We start from the raw sequence: 18,823 nt of genomic DNA, 5'->3' as shown, positions 1-18,823 counted from the left end.
CCACAATGCGATTGATCAGAGCCAAAAAGACGCTCAGTGCCGCCATCGCGGCGGTGCTGACTGGTTCCGCCCTATTCTCTACCGCCACCCTCGCTGCCAACTATGGCGAAGCGCTGCAGAAGTCCATTTATTTCTACGAGGCCCAGCAATCAGGCCCAATCCCCGGCTGGAACCGCAATGAGTGGCGCGGTGACTCCGGCATGACGGATGGTGCGGATCAGAATGTGGATCTCACCGGGGGCTGGTACGACGCCGGTGACCATGTGAAATTCGGCTTCCCGATGGCCGCCAGTGCCACCATGCTGGCCTGGGGTGTGGTGGAAAACCGCGAGGCCTACGCGCAGACCGGGCAGCTGGAACATATCCAGAACAATCTGCGCTTTGTAGCGGATTACTTTGTCAAAGCGCACACCGCGCCCAACGAGCTCTGGGGTCAGGTAGGCAATGGCGGTGCCGACCATGCCTGGTGGGGCTCAGCGGAAGTGATGCCAATGGCGCGGCCCTCCTACAAGGTGGATGCCAGCTGCCCGGGATCGGACCTGGCCGGTGAAACCGCGGCGGCACTGGCGTCGATTGCGATGGTGTTTGAATCCACCGACGCGGCCTATGCGAACAATCTGTTGAGCCACGCAGAGCAACTGTACAGCTTTGCCGACAATTACCGCGGCGCCTACAGCGACTGCATTACCGATGCCACCAGTTATTACAACTCCTGGAGCGGCTACAACGATGAGCTGGTATGGGGGGCCGCGTGGCTGTATCGCGCCACCGGCGACCAGTCTTATCTCGACAAGGCCAACAGCTATTACGCCAATCTGTCTACCGAGCCCCAGTCCACCATCAAATCCTACAAGTGGACCCACGCCTGGGATGACAAAAGCTACGGCAGTTATGTGCTGATGTCACAGCTCACCGACAATCCCCAGTACCGCTCGGATGCGGAGCGCTGGCTGGATTTCTGGACCAGCGGCCACAACGGCGACCGGGTTTCCTACACCCCCGGCGGTCTCGCACATCTGGACCAGTGGGGCGCGGCCCGCTACACCTCCAACACCTCGTTTATCGCGCTGGTGTACGCGGACTATCTGAACAGTGCCGATCCGGGCAACCCGCGCGCGCAGACCTATTACGACTTCGCCGTGAGCCAGATGGAATATCTGCTGGGGGACAACCCCATGAACATGAGTTACCAGATCGGCTACGGTCCGGTTTATCCCACCTCCCCCCACCACCGCACCGCGCACGGCTCCTGGAACGACAGTCTTTCCGACCCGGTGGACAACCGTCACACTCTGGTTGGCGCACTGGTCGGCGGCCCGGATACCAGTGACAACTTTGAGAATGACCGCGGCGATTACGTGCTGAATGAAGTGGCCACCGACTATAACGCCGGCTTTACCGGCGCACTGGCGCGCCTGTGGCTAGACTTCGGTGGCAATCCGATTCCGGAAGCGAATTTCCCCGCGCCTGAACAGCGCGATACAGAGTTCTTTATCGACGCCAAACTGAATTCCAGTGGCCCCCGCCACACGGAAATCAGCGCACGCCCCCACAACCGCAGCGCCTGGCCGGCGCGACTGACCGACAACCTGAGCCTGCGTTACTGGATCGACATCTCCGAGCTGGTGGACGCGGGTTATTCCGCCAGTGACCTGCAACTCTCCAGCGCCTACAGTCAGGCCAGTGGCTTCAGCGGCCCGCACCCGTGGGGGGATCCCGCGGACAATCTCTACTACGTAGAAGTCTCATTTGCCGGTGTCGACATCTATCCCGGCGGCCAGTCCGAGAGCAAAAAGGAAACCCAGTTCCGCGTGGCGGTACCTGAAGGGTTACCCTGGGATCCAAACAACGACCCGTCCTGGGACAACTACGGCAGCAGCCGCGAACAGGCGCCACTGATCGCACTGTATGACGACGGTGCACTGATCTGGGGCCAGGAACCCGGTGAAGGCTGCGGTGGCGATTCCGGTATCAATTGCGCGCCCACCGCAAACGATGTGAGTGTACAGACCGGTTTTGAATCCCAGGTAATGGTCACCCTCAGCGGCACCGACGCCGACGGCAGCATCACCGCCTATACCGTGGAAAGTGATCCCGCCAATGGCAGTCTGAGCGGCACGGGTGCGGAACTGCTGTACACACCGGATGCAGGCTTCTTCGGCAGCGACAGCTTCACCTACAGCGTCACCGACAACGGCGGTGCCATATCCTCACCGGCCACGGTCACCATCGACGTGGAGTCTCCACCGGTACCCGCAGTGAGCATCACCTCGCCGTCCAATGGCAGCACCTTCACCGAAGGCGACGACATTACCGTGCAGTACACCCTGCAGTATGCGGACGGGGTCAACCTGTACTTCGACGGCCTGCTCACCGACAGCGCCAGCGGCACAACGGATCTGGTGATCCCGGCACCGGCAGTGGGTGACCACCAGATCGAGGTGCGCGCGGTAGATGACGGCGCGGAGCTTGCTGCCACAGACAGTGTATCGGTTACTGTGGAAGCCGAATCCACCGGTGGCGATGGCATCACCTGCGAGGCCCTGAGTGCGGACACCTGGAACAACGGCTTTGTCTTCAACAATGTCACCGTGACCAACGACGGCAGTGACGCGGTACAGAGCTGGGAAATCACCCTCACCTTTGCCGAACCGATTACGCTGGTCAACGGCTGGAGCGGCGAGTTCAGCCTGTCGAGCGATGGCCGCGCACTCACCGTATCCAACGTCGAATGGAATGGCGGACTGCAGCCCGGTGGTTCTACGGTGTTCGGGTTCCAGGGCGGCTATAGCGGCAACTTCAGCCTGCCCACTTGCAGTGCCAATTAATCTTTTTCACTTCTGATAAATCCCCGGCTTAGGCCGGGGATCTCGCTTCAATTCGCAAAATATATTGATAAGAATAATGAGGAATCCATGAAGAAATTGACAGTACTCGCGCTCACCAGCGCGTTGGCACTCGCCATTAGCACCAATGCACCGGCACAATCCCCGTCATCATCACAGTCACCATCCCTGCCACCTTCAGATGACGACTGGCTGCACGTGGAAGGCAACCAGATTGTCGACCAACAGGGCAATCCGGTATGGCTCACTGGCGCCAACTGGTTTGGCTTCAATACCAGTGAACGGGTATTCCACGGCCTGTGGGCAGTGAATCTCGAAGAGGCCATGGCAGACCTTTCCGGCCGTGGCATCAATATTCTGCGGATCCCCATCTCCACCGAGCTGATTTATGAATGGCAAAGCGGGCTCGCCGCCGTGCCGAGCATCAATGATTATGTAAATCCGGAACTGGAAGGCAAAACGTCCCTGGAGATATTCGATGCAGTGGTCGCCCAGGCGAAAAAGTACGGGGTCAAAATTCTGATCGATGTGCACAGTGCCAAAGCAGACAACTCAGGCCACTTCGAGCCAATGTGGTACAACGAGGAACTGACATCCGAAATTTTCTACCAGACCTGGGAGTGGATGGCGGAACGCTACAAGTACGACGACACTATCCTCGCTTTCGATATCGAAAACGAACCCCACGGCAAACCCTGGGCAGACTCCCCCTTTGCCAAATGGGACAGCTCCACCGACGAGAGCAACTGGAAGCACGCCTGTGAGACCGCATCAAAACGGGTCCTCGCCATCAACCCCAACCTGCTGGTGCTGTGTGAAGGTATCGAGTCTTACCCCAAAGACGGGGTGACCTGGAACAGTGATTCCAGCAAAGACTTCCACAACTACTGGTGGGGCGGCAACCTGCGCGGTGTCTCCGATCACCCGATTGATCTCGGTCCAGACCAGGACCAGCTGGTGTACTCCCCCCATATTTACGGTCCCTCGGTATACCAGCAACCCTGGTTCGAGCCGGATTTTACTTATGAATCCCTGATTGAAGATGCTTGGCGGGACAACTGGTTCTATTTATACGAAGAGGGAACCTCACCGCTGCTGTTTGGTGAATGGGGTGGTCATATGGACGGCGGCCAGAACGAAAAATGGATGGGCTATGCGCGGGATCTGATCGTCGAGCACAAGCTGCATCACACTTTCTGGTGCCTGAACCCCAACTCCGGCGACACCGGCGGCCTGTGGGGATACGACTGGAAAACCTGGGACGAAGACAAGTACGCACTGCTGAAAAGCGCGTTATGGCGGGATACCGATGGCAAATTCGTAGGTCTTGATCACCAGGTACCCCTCGGCAACAGCCGCACCGGTATCACCGTGAGTGAGTTCTATGGTACAGACAGCCCGGTACTGGATATCGTCACGCCATCACAAGGCAGCGAGTACCTGCCGGAAGAAACCATCACCATCACATTCAATCAACGTAAAAGCAGTGGCGCCAATATCTATATCGATGGCGGCCTGGTTACCAGTGCAAGCAGTAGCCCCACAACCATCACCGCACCGGCAGAAATCGGTAGCTATCAACTGCAACTGATCGCCCTGGACAGCGACAGCATCGAACTCCCGGCCACAGATACCGTCGGCATTCAGGTGGTTGAAGAAGTGATTCCGGACCCCGAACCCGAGTCAACAATCAGCTGTGAACCGGGGGAGGCAGACACCTGGTCGGATGGGTTTGTGCTCAACACCATCACTGTCACCAACACTGGTGACAGCGCAGTAAATGACTGGGAAGTAGAACTGAACTTCAGCGCCGACAACACTTTCGACAGCGGCTGGGGAGGCGTATTTTCCGCGTCTGATGACGGTCAACAGGTAACCGTGCGTAACCTGGAGTGGAACGACAGTCTGCAGCCCGGGGCAAGTGCCAGCTTCGGATTGCAGGGGTCACACGGTGGCCAGTTTGTGACTCCCGATTGTGTCGCAGATTAAAGGGTTTTAAGGAGGAAGTATTGTGTCGAAGAATCAACGAAGAGGCATTCAACTCCTGACAATACTGTGCTTGCCGGCATTGTCAGGCTGTCTTGATTTCCCTTTCATAGACCCCGTTGAAGCTGCGAACTCCGAAAGCAGCCTGAAAACCCTGAAAAATATGAGTGCAGGCGCGACGGGATGTCTCCCTACGGACATTGAAGTGCAAGTAGTCTAGCTCGCGCAACATGGGAGTCTGGAAGGCCGACTGTCAGGGAAAAACCTACATCTGCTCGTTCACCGCCCTCAATGTCGACAAAGGAATCACTTCCAACTGCAGTCCCGAAGCCAGGTAAGTGAAAGCAGCTGTAGGGTGGATAAGCGCTGCGCTTATCCTCCCTACAGAAGCTGGCGACGAAGTCGACGCCAGGTTTTGTTGAACGATGGATATCTACCCTCAACCCTTCGGCGGGATAAACCTGAAATCTTTTACATCGATATAGTTTTCCGCATTCACCAGTTCGGAATTATCGGTGCGAACAAACAAGCCAACCTTGGCACCGACCCAGCGTCCGCGACGGGACTGGAACAGTTCGCCCAAAGCGCGGAAGCGGCCATTTTCTTTCTGGTAACTGAGTACCGTCTGCCCGCCTTGACTGACTGTCATACGCAAAGTCAGTTCACCGGCTTTGACTCGGGTGTGCGGCTCGAAGTTTTCGGTGCAGTCCTTGCGTACATCGCGACAACTGACCTCGCCGACTTCCACCTCACCGGTGCCCGGCAGGTTGCGGAAACCGATCCAGGCGTAGTCTTCACCAAACATCAGCAGCCCGCCTTCCGCTTCACCGAGCGTTTCGGGAATCTCCAGCGTGGTCTGCACGATAAATTCCGGCGCCGGCAGTTTCTGCAACAACAGTGAAGGCTGCAACCACAGGTTATCGCTTTGCGGGTCTACGTTCTGTTGCGCGAACAGACGCAGGTAGCCTTCACGCGCGTCCAGGCTATACCAGTCTTCATCAAAATTGGCATTCCACTGCCACTGTAGCGCCAGCTCGTTGCCAGAGAAATCGTCGGCGAACGGTAGGGTTTTCACCGGGCTCGGTTTGCTGACTTCCGGCTTACGGTAACTGGTCACCGGATTGCCCACCCCATCGCCGTCTTCGTCCACCCCGATTACCGGCCAACCATCTTTCCACTGCATGGGCTGCATATGCACGATACGGCCGTAGGGACCGCGCGCCTGGAAATGGATAAACCAGTCTTCACCGGCCGCGGTGTGCACCCAGGAGCCCTGATGCGGGCCGTTGGTGATGCTGTCGCCCTGCTCCATCACGATACGGTCTTCATAAGGGCCGTAGATGTTTTTGGAGCGGAATACCGACTGCCAGCCCACGGGCACGCCACCGGCGGGGGCGAACACGTAATAATATTCACCGCGCTTGTAAAACTTCGGCCCTTCCAAAGTGCGGTAGCCTTCCAGCTCGTGGCCGTTGATGATCACCTCGCCTTCCGCTTCCACTTCGGTACCATCCGCAGACATTTTGCGTAAAGTCAGGATATTGTTTTTACCTGCGCGGCTTTTTGCCCAGCCGTGCAACAGGTAGGCCTGGCCGTCGTCATCCCACATCGGTGTGGGATCGATAATCCCTTCACCCGGCAGAATCAATTTCGGTTCGCTCCAACCCTGTTTGGGGTCGGCGGTGTTGGTCATGTAGATGCCGTGGTCGGGATCGGGAAAGAAGATCCACAGTTTGTCGTCGTGATAGCGGATATTCGGCGCCCAGATGCCATTGCCGTGCTGGGGCTTGGCAAACCGCTCCTCGGGTACATTTTTATCCACCACGTAATCGATCAGTTCCCAGTTCACCAGGTCAGTGGAGTGCAGCAGCGGCAGGCCCGGGGAGGCGTTGAAGCTGGATGCGGTCATGTAAAAATCATCGCCCACCGCAACCACGTCCGGATCGGAATAATCTGCGTACAGGATCGGGTTCTGGTAGTGGCCATTGCCCAGGTCCGCCCGCCACAGGGCAGTATTTTTTGCCGGATCTTTCGCTACCTTTTCCAGCTGATGACTTTCGGCCACCGGCTGTTCGCACCCGGTCATACTGGCACTGACGCCCAATGCCATGAGGCTTGCACACCACTTGAATGGGGTATTCCTTAGATTTTTCATCCGTCTCTCTCCGTTTCTTTTGGTTTTATTTTTCCAGCTCCAGGCTGGCGAGGATAAAAGGCCCCACACCTTTCGGGTCGTTATCCCGCACCGGTTCACTGATGTAGTACTCGAAGGAGCCATCCCGGTATGGGTTACCTCCAAGACCGGCAACGGCGCAGTTCTTCATCAGGTGTACTTCATGATCGTCCGCATCTATCCGTACCAGCTGATCCACCAGGCCGGTAAAGCTTTGTTCTGCCAGTTCCCGATAGCGCGGCGGCAGGTATCCACGGTTGGCCCCCTTGGCCATGGCATACACGAACATCACGCTGCCGGTAGCCTCCAGATAATTGCCCTCACGACCGCCCTGATCGGTGACCTGGTACCAGAGGTTGGACTCTGCATCCCGGTACCTGAGCGTCGCATCCAGCACCTGTTGCAGGTACCCGGAGAGTACCTCTCGGCCTGCGTGGTCTTCGGGGAAATACTCGATCGCATCGACCAGGGCCATCACATACCAGCCGATGGAGCGGGACCAGAAGTTCGGCGAAACGCCACTCTCCGGGTCGGCCCATTTCTGCTCGCGACTCTCGTCCCAGGCGTGGTAAGGGAGACCGGTTTGCGGGTCGATCTGGTGCTGCATCACCAGATCAAACTGATGCTGCACGTCGTCAAACGCGGACGCTTCTGCGCCGGTGCGGTTCAGGTACTGGGCATAGAAAGGCGCCCCCATATACAGGCCGTCCAGCCACATCTGGTGCGGATAGCGCTTCTTGTGCCAGAAGCCGCCGTCGCTGGTACGGGGTTGGCCTTCCAACTGGGTGGTCAGGGTCTGCAGCGCTTTTTGGTAGCGGGGTTTTGGGCTGTACTGCTCGAGAAACAGCAGCATCCGCCCTGGGGTCAGGTGATCGATGTTGTAGTTACTGAGCTTGTAGGTGTCGATGCTGCCGTCGGCATCGATCATGGTATCCGCGTAGTCCTGAATATGATCGGCGTAGCGCTTGTCGCCGGTCTCTTCATACAGCCGCTGGTAGGCGGTCATCATCAAGCCGTGGGTGTAATTCCACTTTGGCGTCGTACGGAAATCGATTTGCCACGGCTCCGGATTGCGCTGCATATCCGACAGCGCCATACGCTCTGCCCAGCTGGTGTCGGAGGGAACGATTGCGGAAGCACTGAACGCAGCCAGGGCGAGCACCGCACCTGACATTGTGCTTACGACTCCTCTTCCCGCTCTGCTTCCCACTCCTCTTGCCACAGCACTCACCGGTGCTGCCGCCATGGCCCTTATGGTCAAAATGAAAACGTTTACATTTTTAATCATACTTCTGCGCCTTACCTTTATTTTTTTGATCCAACGGGATTTCTCTGAGGACTGCCTGTTGCCGGTTCCACTGCAGTAAATCGGTCGACGTGTACCGGGCCATATTGTCAAATTGACAATATTGTCAGGCTATTCAGCTCATTCATCGGTCGATCAATATATTTGGCCTGACCACAAATGTAAACCGGTTGACCACCAACTTTCAGCGGAGAGGATAAAGGTAAGCGTAGGAAGGTAGTCTGTAGAAAACACGACCATTGGAGACAGAAACGGCGGCGCCGGACAAAGAAGCATCCAGCGCAGCGGCAACGTAATTGCTAGAGGCATCGGGCTTTACCGTGAACAGGTAGGCAACATCCCGAGGTTGGTCAGGTGTTCGATGGGAAGGCGCAGGGCGGTAAATGATCGGCCCCCGCGCCTTCGTCTTCAGCTGCCTTTCACACCCTTTTCGATACGGTCGCCAATATCCTTGTCTACATTGCGCCAGTACTCAAAGGCGCGCTTCAGAACTTCATCCGATACGCCCGCCTTGAGGTGCCCAACCACATTGGATACCAATCGCTCCCGCTCTGCATCGTCCATCACCTCGCGTACCAGTATGCCCGGTTGCACGAAGTCGCCATCTTCCTTGTGCGATGTATAGGCTGCGTGCACAAACTCACCGCTGGCTTCCCACTTTTCGGTGAACGAGTGATCTGCTTTGGGACCACCTTTGGAATTCGGGGCATACACCGGGTCAGACACATTCTCTACCCGCATGGCGCCGTCTTTGCTGTAACTGTGCACCGGACACTTGGGACGATTTACCGGAATCTGTTTGTAGTTCACGCCCATACGTGCGCGGTGGGCGTCGGCGTAAGAGAATACTCGCGCCTGTAACATCTTGTCCGGGCTGAAACCGATGCCCGGTACCAGATTGTTCGGCTCGAACGCCGCCTGCTCGATTTCGCTGTGGAAATCGGTGGGGTTGCGATCCAGCACCAGCTTGCCCACTTCCTGCAATGGGTAGTCACCGTGCGGCCAGACCTTGGTCAGGTCGAAGGGATTGAAGCGATAATTCTTCGCCTCCTCATAGGGCATGATCTGTACGTTCAGAGTCCAGCTGGGATAATCCCCATTGGCGATCGCGTTAAACAGATCCCGGCGGTGCGCGTCGGAATCCTCCCCTGCAATACGGTCCGCTTCTTCCTGGGTCAGGCTTTCCACGCCCTGATCAGACTTGAAATGGTACTTCACCCAGAAACGCTCTCCCTTGGCGTTCACCCACATATAGGTGTGGCTCGAATAGCCATTCATATGGCGATAGGTCTTGGGTATACCCCGGTCTCCCATCAGCCAGGTCACCTGGTGCGCAGACTCCGGTGACAGGGTCCAGAAATCCCACTGCATATCGTGATCGCGCAGCCCCGAATCCGCACGGCGCTTCTGCGAGCGGATAAAATGCTGAAATTTCATCGGGTCGCGAATGAAGAATACCGGGGTATTATTTCCCACCAGATCGTAATTCCCTTCACTGGTATAGAACTTGAGCGCAAAGCCGCGCGGGTCACGCCAGGTATCCGGGCTGCCCTTTTCCCCCGCCACCGTGGAAAAGCGAATCAGAGTGTCGGTTTTGGTGCCGGGCTGGAACACTGCTGCCTTGGTGTAGGCACTCATGTCGTTGGTCACTTCAAAATAACCGAAGGCGCCCGAGCCCTTGGCATGGGGCTGCCGCTCGGGGATATGTTCGCGGTTGAAGTTCGCCATCTGCTCAATCAGGTAGTGATCCTGCAGGATGATGGGGCCATCCGGGCCTACTGTCAGAGAGTATTCGTCGCTGGCAACCGGAATACCGCCATCTGTCGTAGTGCGGTGGGTTTTATCCTTACTCACGTTCGGGATTCCTCTTCATGTGGTCTGAAACGCCTCCCGGATCAACCGGGTATAAACAGTAGAAAACATAGTGCAGAGTTCCCCCCCGTGGATTAAATTCCCCGCCAACCACTGATAATATTCAGGTCTCAAATCCCGCCACTCTCGCTCAAATCCATAAGGCCGCCATGTCCACTAATGCCCCCACAGCCTCCGCCCAGCCCGTTCGCCTCACCCAGTACAGCCATGGCGCCGGTTGTGGCTGTAAGATTGCGCCGGCGGTGCTCGACAGAATCCTTGCGGACAGTGGTGCCCCACTCCCCGATCCGGACCTGTGGGTGGGGAACGCCTCCCGCGACGATGCCGCAGTGTATGCACTGGACGAAAAGCGCGGCGTGGTGTCGACCACCGATTTCTTTATGCCGATCGTGGATGATCCGTACGACTTCGGCCGTATCGCCGCTACCAATGCCATCAGCGACATCTACGCCATGGGCGCGGACCCGCTGATGGCAATTGCCATTCTTGGCTGGCCGGTGAATGTGCTGCCCCCGGAAGTGGCGCGGGAAGTCATTCGCGGCGGCCGCGCGGTGTGTGCAGCGGCGGGAATCCCGCTGGCGGGCGGCCACTCCATCGATGCCCCGGAACCCATCTTCGGTCTGGCAGTGACCGGCGTCGTGGAAAAAAGCCTGCTGAAACGCAATGACACCGCCACCGCCGGCAGCAAACTCTACCTGACCAAACCCCTCGGTATTGGGGTGCTCACCACGGCAGAAAAACAGAACAGACTGCGCGAGGAAGATATCGGCGTGGCACGGGATCTAATGTGTACTCTCAACCGACCCGGCAGCCAGTTTGCCCGGCTTGCCGGTGTCACCGCGATGACCGATGTCACCGGTTTCGGACTGCTCGGGCATCTGGTGGAAATGGCGGATGGCAGCGGCCTCTGCGCCGAACTGGACTATGGCGCCGTACCCCGTATTGCCAGCGTGCCCCACTACCTCGAACAGGGGTGTATCCCCGGCGGCACTGGACGTAACTTTGAGAGCTATGGCCACCGTGTTCGCCTGAGCGCGGATAGCCAACACCAGCTACTTTGCGACCCCCAGACCAGCGGCGGACTGCTGGTCGCGGTAACCCCGGAAGGCGAAGCAGATTTCCTTGCGGTGACGAAAGAGCAGGGGCTGCAACTCGCGCCCATCGGTGAACTGATCGCCAGAGACGACACCGATCACCGGGTTGCGGTGATCGTTCGATGAGCTCGGATACACCCGCATGCACCGACAGCGCGGACTATCGGGAAATTTTTCTGCACGATGTACCGATGATCGATACGCGCGCACCGGTGGAGTTCAACAGAGGCTCTTTCCCCACCGCCGTCAATCTGCCGCTGATGACGGATGACGAACGTCAGAAAGTGGGTACCTGCTACAAACAACACGGACAGCAGGCAGCCATCGCCCTGGGCCACGACTTGGTCAGCGGTGCTACCAAAGAAGCCCGAGTAACCGCCTGGGCGGAATTCGCTCACACGCACCCGGAAGGCTACCTGTTCTGTTTTCGTGGCGGCCTACGTTCACAGATCAGCCAACAGTGGCTGGCAGAAGCCGGAGTTCGCTACCCGCGGATTACCGGCGGTTACAAGGCAATGCGCACTTTCCTGATCGAAGAAACTGAAAGCGCAGTGCGCGACTGCGGCTTTACCCTGGTCGGCGGCATGACCGGTACCGGCAAAACGGAAGTGCTGATTCAACTGGACAACGCCGTGGATCTCGAGGGCCACGCCAACCATCGAGGCTCCAGCTTCGGCAAGCGGGCAACGGCACAACCAACACAAATCACATTTGAAAATGCCCTGGCCATCGACTTCCTCAAACGCCGCGCCGCCGGTCAATCCCGATTCGTGCTGGAAGATGAGAGCCGCCTGATCGGCCGCTGTTCCGTTCCGCTATCGCTCCATCAGGGAATGCGCGACTACCCGTTGGTATGGCTGGAGGATACTCTGGACAGTCGTGTCGAGCGGATTTTGAGAGATTATGTAGTCGACCTGTGTGCAGAGTTTGTCGCGCTGCACGGTGCTGAAAAAGGCCCGATGGCATTTGCGCAGGCACTACGACAAAACCTGGCCAACATCCGAAAGCGTCTCGGTGGTCAACGCCACACAGAGCTGGATATCATCATGCAGGACGCTTTGCAGCAACAAATTGCAGACGGTACGGTAGAACGGCACCGAGATTGGATTGCCGCGCTGATACGGGATTACTATGACCCCATGTATGCCCACCAAGCTGAAAAGAAAGCAGTGCGTATTGTATTTCGCGGCAACCAACAGGAAGTCATCGAGTACCTTCGGGCACAGGCAAAGTAATTTAATCAGACTCTTCCGACAATCCGTCAATCGCCGTTTGTTTTACGTGGATTTCCAGCAGGTTTAACGCAATAGAGTGGGACTGGTGTTTTCGAAGCCCCGAACATGAGGCTTCTGATTGAGATTGGGAAACGGCGCTTCTACTGCAGTGCGTAGATATAGCCATCGATCGTGCCGACATACAGGCGGTCGGCGTACACGGTAATACTGGTGACCGTATCGCTCAGTGTCTCGGACCGCCAGAGTAGCTCGCCGCTGTCCGGTTGCAGTGCACAGATCTGTTTGCCGCAGGCGGCGTAGATCCGCTCGGCGGTGGCGGCGACGGAGCGGAAGATCCGCTCGCCAAAGGTCCAGCGAAGTTCGCCACTTTTCTCGTCCACCACATGCAGCGGCCCAAGGCCGCTGATATAGACCTGGCTGTGGGCCACGGCGGGCGGGTGATCAACCCGCATACCGGCATCGAAGGACCAGTTGATCTCGCCGCTCGTGGTGTCGATGGCCGACAGTTTCTGCCCCCAGCCGCCCACGAAGACCTGGCCGTCGTGTACCGCCGGGGCGGTGGTCAGCCACTGGCCCCCGCCTGCGGGAACCTGCCACAGTACTTTTCCGGTTTCCCGGTGCAGGGCGTAAAGGCGGCCATCGAAGGCGGCGACATAAACGGTGTCGTCCACGAGGGTGACACCAGCCCCTACCGACTGCTTGGCCGCGAACTCCCATACCGGTGTGCCGGTAGCCGCGTCCAGGGCGCGTACCTTTTTATCGAAACCACCGAAGTACACTCGCCCGTTTCTGACAGCGGCCGCTCCCTGCGGAGTCTTATCGAAACGCGAGCTCCAGAGCTTTTCGCCGGTGGCGCGATCCAGGGTATAAAAGTTATTGTCTTCGCTGGCCACATAGACCCGGTCTCGATCCACGGCGACGCTGTCACGGATATTGCCAAAGGCCTTGAAGCGCCAGCGCCGCTTTCCCGTGTGCAGGTCCAGTGCGTAGACGGACTCATCGGTGGTGCCGACAAACAGGGTATCGCCAGCGATCACCGGTGTTTCGGTGAGGACGCCGAGGGTGAGAAAGCGCCACAACTCTTGCGGCTTTTCAGCCGGCCCTTCGCCCGCAAACAGCCCGGTGCGCTCGGCATTGCCGCGGTATACCACTGCCGGGCTGTCGTTCGCCGCCGGCCCGCAGCCCGCGATTGCGAACACCATTGCCGCCAGGCGGGCGCCGTACCTGAAGTGCGCCATCATCGTTTTTTTATCTCTTCGCTGTCATCGATCGAGCGCACGTAGGTGCCGTTATCATATTCTTCGGCCATATAGCGCTCTCCGTAGGAAAGGAAGTACTCTGAGAGTCCGTGGCGCTTGCCATTGCGGAAGCGTTCGACCTCCACCAGCGCACCGTTGCTGTACGCTTCACGCTTTCCGTGTTTCTTACCGTCCTTGTAGGGAATGACTTCCCGCAGTGAGCCATTGCGGGCGAAGACGTAGCTTTTGCCGACGGGGTCGCCGTGCTCGAAGCGAAATCGGGCCATTTCATAGCCCTCGTCGGAATAGGCGAGCCAGGGGCCGTGTCTTTTTCCGTCGACGTATTCACCCTCGAAGAGACCTTTAACGAATTCGTCGTATTCGCGCCAGCGGCCGGTTTTCTCGCCGTGGCGATATTCGCCACGACTGACCAGGCTGCCGTCCTTTTTCCTCTTGACCTGCTCTCCGTGCAGCTCGCCGGCGACGTAGTGCTCTCGTAGCGATCCGCCGTCAGTGGCCTCTTCGCGCCGTTCCCCCTGCAGGCGTCCTTCGTTGTCGTAGGATTCATAGACAGTGCGGCCGTACTCACTGATTACCCAGTCGCCGACTTTTTCACCATTCCGGTACTGACCGTTGGACAGCACATTGCCATCCTTGTCGATCTCTCGGTAATCACCGACTGGTACGCCGTGCTCGTAGCGGGTAATCTCGGTGGCATCAGCCCGCACGTAGGAGGGGCGGATCTGGAGGCCGTGTGGCTCGTGATCAACGGTTTCGCGACGATAGATAACCTCTTCGCCGTCGTCTGCGTATCTCTCTTCCATAATCCAGCGACGGTCATCGCTGTAGATAGTGCGCCGGGACAGACTGCCGTCGTCGTTATACTGCTCTTTGCGCTCCGCCGGGCCGTAGGCACTATCCTCGACGACAAGGAGCCTGGTCAGAGCGCCCTTCCGGTCGTAGCTGCGCCGCTCGGTCAACTTGCCGTTATCGTCGCGGTGCTCGTAACTTTCGCGCGAGCCATCCCGATAGAAGTAGCGGGCATCCCCGCGCTTACGGCCGTCGACATAGTGGACTTCCTCCTCCAGTACCCCATTTCTCCAGCGCTTGGCCACGCCGTGCCGCTTCCCTGCCCGGTAGTGTGTTTCCTCGCTGAGCTTTCCTTTTCGCCACGCCTTGACCAGACCGTGTCTCTCGCCATCGACGTAGGGGGCCTCGAGCACTTTTTCGCCATCGCTGGTGAAGCGCTGAAACAGACCGTCCATCTGGCCGTGCTTGTAGTGCGTGCGCTTGAACACAACACCATCGCGGGAGTGCTCGTGCACACCGTGCTTCTCGCCGTCCACGATCGTGTAGCGCTCTTTCACCGCCCCGTTTTTGTCGTAGCGGATGCGCTCGCCGTCGGCTTTCTCCCCGTCGACATAGTGCTGCTCGCTTTCCAGCTGGCCATTGGCGTAGAAGTGTCGTTCGCTGCCGTGACGCACGCCGTTGCGCAGTTGGGTGACGGTGTAGTGGCCGTTCTTCCGGTAGCGGGTGAACTCGCCGTGCCACTTGCCATTTTCGTTGCGGGTACCGCGAAGTTTTACACTGCCGTCTTCGTAGTAGTGGATCTCCTCGCCGACCATATGTGCGCTGGCGAGGTCCGGGCCATCCAGCTGTGTTTTGAGCGCCGGTACGGCCTCGCCGTCGCTGCTGTCCTTGTAATAGAGCGTGAGCTTCCAGCGATCGCCGTCGCGCACTGCCGGTGCATGGTAGTAGACGGCCTTATCGCTGCCGGCCTCCACCGGCTGCAGGTTGTAGTCCAGCCATTGCCGCGGTTGCTCCGCCGCCCACAAGGCCGAAGGCAGGAGCGCCAGTAAAATCCAGAGTGCTTTCATTTTTTCATCTCCTTATGGCAGCGGTTGGAAGCTTGCGGACCAGCTTCGTTCTTCGGGCTCGCCGGTAAATACCAGCTGTTCGATCCGCTGTACTTTGCCGGCCAGTCTCAGCCGGCCGCCCTGTGTTAAATAGTCGCCGACCGTGGCGGTATTGAGGGAGACCCCGCTGTTCGGAGGAACGGGGGCCAGCGCCCGCCCCTGCTCGCCGATAAAGCGATAGCGCCGCAGGAAACCGGCAATGGATTGCTCCGGGTCGATCTCTCCCGGCAGCTGCGCCAGATCGACCAGCCAGGGCCGGTCTCCCAGGGAGCCAGGAACCGCCTGCCATTTTGCCTGCCCCTCACAACGCACGGCGTTTTCAACCTGGATGTCGTAGAAGTAACTGCGCACTCCATCCTCGGTGCCGATTTGCCAGTACTGGGTAGTGCTGAGTCGGGTATTGTCCGTAGCCTCCGCGGTTTGCCGGAGCCAGACAAGCTGATGGCCGTTGATCTGCGGCGCTTCGAGCACGACGGGTTTACAGGCTTCCGCCAGGGAGCCGGGCAGCTCCAGGGACAGTTGGTTGCGCTGCGGCTGTGGTAGTTCCAGTTCGTCCAACGCCACCTCGCCGGCGGTATTGCCGGATCCATCGCCGTAGAGCAGGACCTCGCCGGTCGGTGGGAGGTTCAGATCGTTACGCAGGGCCTCCTCGGTAACAAAGCGCAGTTGATAGTCGAAGGGTTCGCTGTCGGTATCGCTGAGGAGATAGAGCGTCAGGGCCTCCGGTATCTCGCGTTCGAAAACCAGGCGGGTATCCCCGGCGGCGTAGCGGCCCAACGCCACCAGCCGCAGTATCTCCCGCTCTTCTGCACTGAGCCATTCGCCGTCGGACACGTACCCGCGGGCGCCGGTCAGGTCGTGAATCCGGGGACTGAAGCGGTGTGTTTCGGTGTTGTGAAAACGAAGCCGGAACTCACGTGGATTGCCCGTCGGTATAACCTCGGCGCGAGCACCGCGCGATGCTACCGCCGTCGCCTTTTCCGGATTCAGCGGCAGGGTCAGGGCTTCGGCCTTCAGTGGCCGGTAGTGCCCGGTCGCGGTGATCTGCTGGACCTTGTGTAATTGTTCACGCGTGTCGTCCCACCCCAGCGGAATGAACTGCGCTATGGTGTGGTGCTGTTCGGTCTCGGGGTTGATGTAGGTGTAGCGCGACGAGCGGAAGAAATTGAGGGGCAGAGGGTTGCCGGCGGCGTCCCGCAGCGTCAAGTCTTTCAGTTCGAAGTCGCCAGACAGAGCGTTGTTGTCGAGACCGAGGGCGATGCTCAGGTGCAACTGGTCGCCAAAGGCAGTGAAGCTGCCCACGGGGGAAGAGACTACCTGCTCTTCTGCGGTGGTATCGACCAGTTCGCCCGGTGCCGGAGCTGGCGGGAAGGGACGGCCTTCGTCCCCGCCGAGGTTTATATCCAACAGCCAGTCGCCCAGTGAAGAGGGCGCCCCCTCCGGCAGCATTACCAGCTTCTGGTGGCTGGTCCCTTTGATGCCATGCCGTTCAATTTCGGTTTCACTGACCAGTGCCAAGCGCTTCAACCAGCCGTTGCCCCGCTCCAGCACCATGGTACCCTGCAGGCGAACCTTATCCCCCTGCGCCTCCAGTGTGGTGACCACTTCCTCGTCCGTCACCCGCTCGGTAGTCAACTGCAGTTTGCCGATACCGCGGAAGTCCGGCAGTGTGACCGTTTCCCCCTCGTTCAGAGGAATGGCCGGCTGTGGGAACCCCGGCGGAGTCATCTGCTTTTTCAGGTTATCTACCACTGGATCGGGGCCGTCTTCCAGTACTGTCTGCCAGAGATCTTCGTTGCGGTTGACGAAGCGCTCAATGCTGCCGGTGTCAGAATCGATATCGACCTCGAAGCCGGCGGACATCAGTTCACGCAGCACCGTGGTGCCGCGTTGACCGTCGGAGTTGGTACTGGAAAAGCTCTTGCGGCCGTCGAGGGAAAACCGGGTGTAGGGGACCTCTATCCCCAGCTTCAGTGTGTGGCCGGTATCGAGCACTTCATAGCGCAGCACGGCATCGTTCTCCATCCGCATGGAGCGTTCGCGAGAGGAATCGCCCACGCGAATATGAGTATGACTGTTAACCTGATAACTGCGCACCTCGCCCGCCGATGGAGAGAATACAATCGCGCCCGGAGGAGCGTCGGGTTCCCGAGAGCAGGCAGTGAGGAGAACAATGGCGGCCAGTATGCCGGAAAATAAGTAGCTACAGCTTTTCATGGAAGTCCCTGTCTTTTGCTCAAACGCCGGAAGCCACGGCCTCACTCTGTTCGCGAAGTGCTGTGGTGACACGATACAGGGCGTTGCGGAGAGTTGACTGATTTGTTACAGGCTATGGCGTTACCGCGGCCACACTGAAATATGGTGAAGAGGGCTACAACAATTAAGAGGGTAACAGCTAGTCGGGATAGATATTCCGGCAACTGACATAACCGGCGGCGAAGTGTACCACTGCCGAAGAGTGGTGAGTAGGCAGGGGCAAAATCCGTGCCCCCCTAATCAACAACGCTGTACTTCAAACTTGATACTAAGTCTTTGCTATGAGATACGAACCTGCGCCAACCATAAACCCACCAGCAGTGACTTTAACAGCGCCTTGTGCCTTGAACCCTCTAGCCAAAGATATGATTCTGCTCGCGGAATATGCATAACCCAATTTAACGCCGCCGACGGAAACCACGGTCAAAAGCATAATCGTTGCAACGTCCGAAGTCTTGATGGTGGCCAGATCGACAAAAGCAGGAAACAAGCTTGCATAGAATAAAATGGCTTTCACATCACCAAGGGTAACAACCAAGCCAGAAAGGAGACTTGTAGATAAGGTTGATACTGAGCGGCCAGCCGGAACTCGCACAGCGGCCTTCGACCTCAAAAGGCTTATCCCGAACCAGATCAGATACACTCCCGCCACATACCTGAAAATCAGAAAAAAGCCGCTCATCGCTTCGGCCAACGCGGCCATTCCCAGAACGGCTAGAAACACAAAAACGAGGTCACCAATTACGACACCGGCTGCAACAGCCGCACCGTTCAGGAACCCACCTGCCGAAGATCGAGCGACAACCAAGGCTACGCTAGCACTCGGCACGAGCGCCAAAACCGCCATTACGACAAAGAGAACAACTATTTCAAGTAGGCTCATCGTGCCCCCTAGCCGGAT

The 18,823-nt window shown here is 58.2% G+C and carries 11 protein-coding genes; 4 read left to right on the top strand and 7 right to left on the bottom strand.

Annotated features, from left to right (window positions below):
- Positions 1-5: 5 nt before the first annotated feature.
- On the top strand, positions 6-2,828 hold the full coding sequence (locus tag LPW13_RS03585) for a glycoside hydrolase family 9 protein (protein ID WP_230438080.1): 2,823 nt from the start codon (positions 6-8) through the stop codon (positions 2,826-2,828).
- 87 nt (positions 2,829-2,915) lie between these two features.
- The gene (locus LPW13_RS03580) at positions 2,916-4,835 is read left to right on the top strand and encodes a cellulase family glycosylhydrolase (RefSeq protein WP_230438079.1); all 1,920 of its coding nucleotides are present in this window, start codon (positions 2,916-2,918) and stop codon (positions 4,833-4,835) included.
- A gap of 436 nt (positions 4,836-5,271) precedes the next feature.
- Here the strand turns inward: LPW13_RS03580 and LPW13_RS03575 are convergent, their stop codons facing one another.
- From LPW13_RS03575 to LPW13_RS03565, 3 genes are all read right to left on the bottom strand, one after another.
- Positions 5,272-6,987, bottom strand: a complete 1,716-nt coding sequence (locus tag LPW13_RS03575) for a glycoside hydrolase family 43 protein (protein ID WP_230438078.1) — start codon at positions 6,985-6,987, stop codon at positions 5,272-5,274.
- A gap of 25 nt (positions 6,988-7,012) precedes the next feature.
- Positions 7,013-8,179 carry a glycoside hydrolase family 88/105 protein gene (locus tag LPW13_RS03570; RefSeq protein WP_230438077.1) on the bottom strand — a complete coding sequence of 389 codons (1,167 nt, stop codon included), beginning with the start codon at positions 8,177-8,179 and terminating at the stop codon, positions 7,013-7,015.
- Positions 8,180-8,719: 540 nt separating this feature from the next.
- Positions 8,720-10,165 carry a catalase gene (locus LPW13_RS03565; RefSeq protein ID WP_230438076.1) on the bottom strand — a complete coding sequence of 482 codons (1,446 nt, stop codon included), beginning with the start codon at positions 10,163-10,165 and terminating at the stop codon, positions 8,720-8,722.
- 167 nt (positions 10,166-10,332) lie between these two features.
- Between LPW13_RS03565 and selD the strand changes: the two genes are divergently transcribed.
- Both selD and mnmH read left to right on the top strand, forming a co-directional pair.
- Positions 10,333-11,403 carry a selenide, water dikinase SelD gene (gene selD / locus LPW13_RS03560; RefSeq protein WP_230438075.1) on the top strand — a complete coding sequence of 357 codons (1,071 nt, stop codon included), beginning with the start codon at positions 10,333-10,335 and terminating at the stop codon, positions 11,401-11,403.
- Complete coding sequence (gene mnmH, locus LPW13_RS03555; protein WP_230438074.1) at positions 11,400-12,512, top strand: tRNA 2-selenouridine(34) synthase MnmH; 1,113 nt, start codon at positions 11,400-11,402, stop codon at positions 12,510-12,512. The genes selD and mnmH overlap by 4 nt, the downstream gene beginning before the upstream one ends.
- 140 nt (positions 12,513-12,652) lie before the next feature.
- On the opposite strand, the gene LPW13_RS03550 is transcribed toward mnmH, so the two are convergent.
- From LPW13_RS03550 to LPW13_RS03535, 4 genes are all read right to left on the bottom strand, one after another.
- Complete coding sequence (locus tag LPW13_RS03550) at positions 12,653-13,753, bottom strand: outer membrane protein assembly factor BamB family protein (protein ID WP_230438073.1); 1,101 nt, start codon at positions 13,751-13,753, stop codon at positions 12,653-12,655.
- Complete coding sequence (locus tag LPW13_RS03545; protein ID WP_230438072.1) at positions 13,750-15,627, bottom strand: toxin-antitoxin system YwqK family antitoxin; 1,878 nt, start codon at positions 15,625-15,627, stop codon at positions 13,750-13,752. The genes LPW13_RS03550 and LPW13_RS03545 overlap by 4 nt, the downstream gene beginning before the upstream one ends.
- Before the next feature lie 12 nt (positions 15,628-15,639).
- Entirely contained in the window at positions 15,640-17,883 is a 2,244-nt protein-coding gene (locus tag LPW13_RS03540; RefSeq protein ID WP_230438071.1) for a hypothetical protein, read from the bottom strand.
- A gap of 307 nt (positions 17,884-18,190) precedes the next feature.
- Complete coding sequence (locus LPW13_RS03535) at positions 18,191-18,805, bottom strand: LysE family translocator (protein WP_230438070.1); 615 nt, start codon at positions 18,803-18,805, stop codon at positions 18,191-18,193.
- Positions 18,806-18,823 lie beyond the last annotated feature (18 nt).

This window comes from Microbulbifer celer, from assembly GCF_020991125.1.
Lineage (GTDB): Bacteria > Pseudomonadota > Gammaproteobacteria > Pseudomonadales > Cellvibrionaceae > Microbulbifer > Microbulbifer celer.
This window is presented reverse-complemented; position numbering and strand designations above follow the sequence as displayed.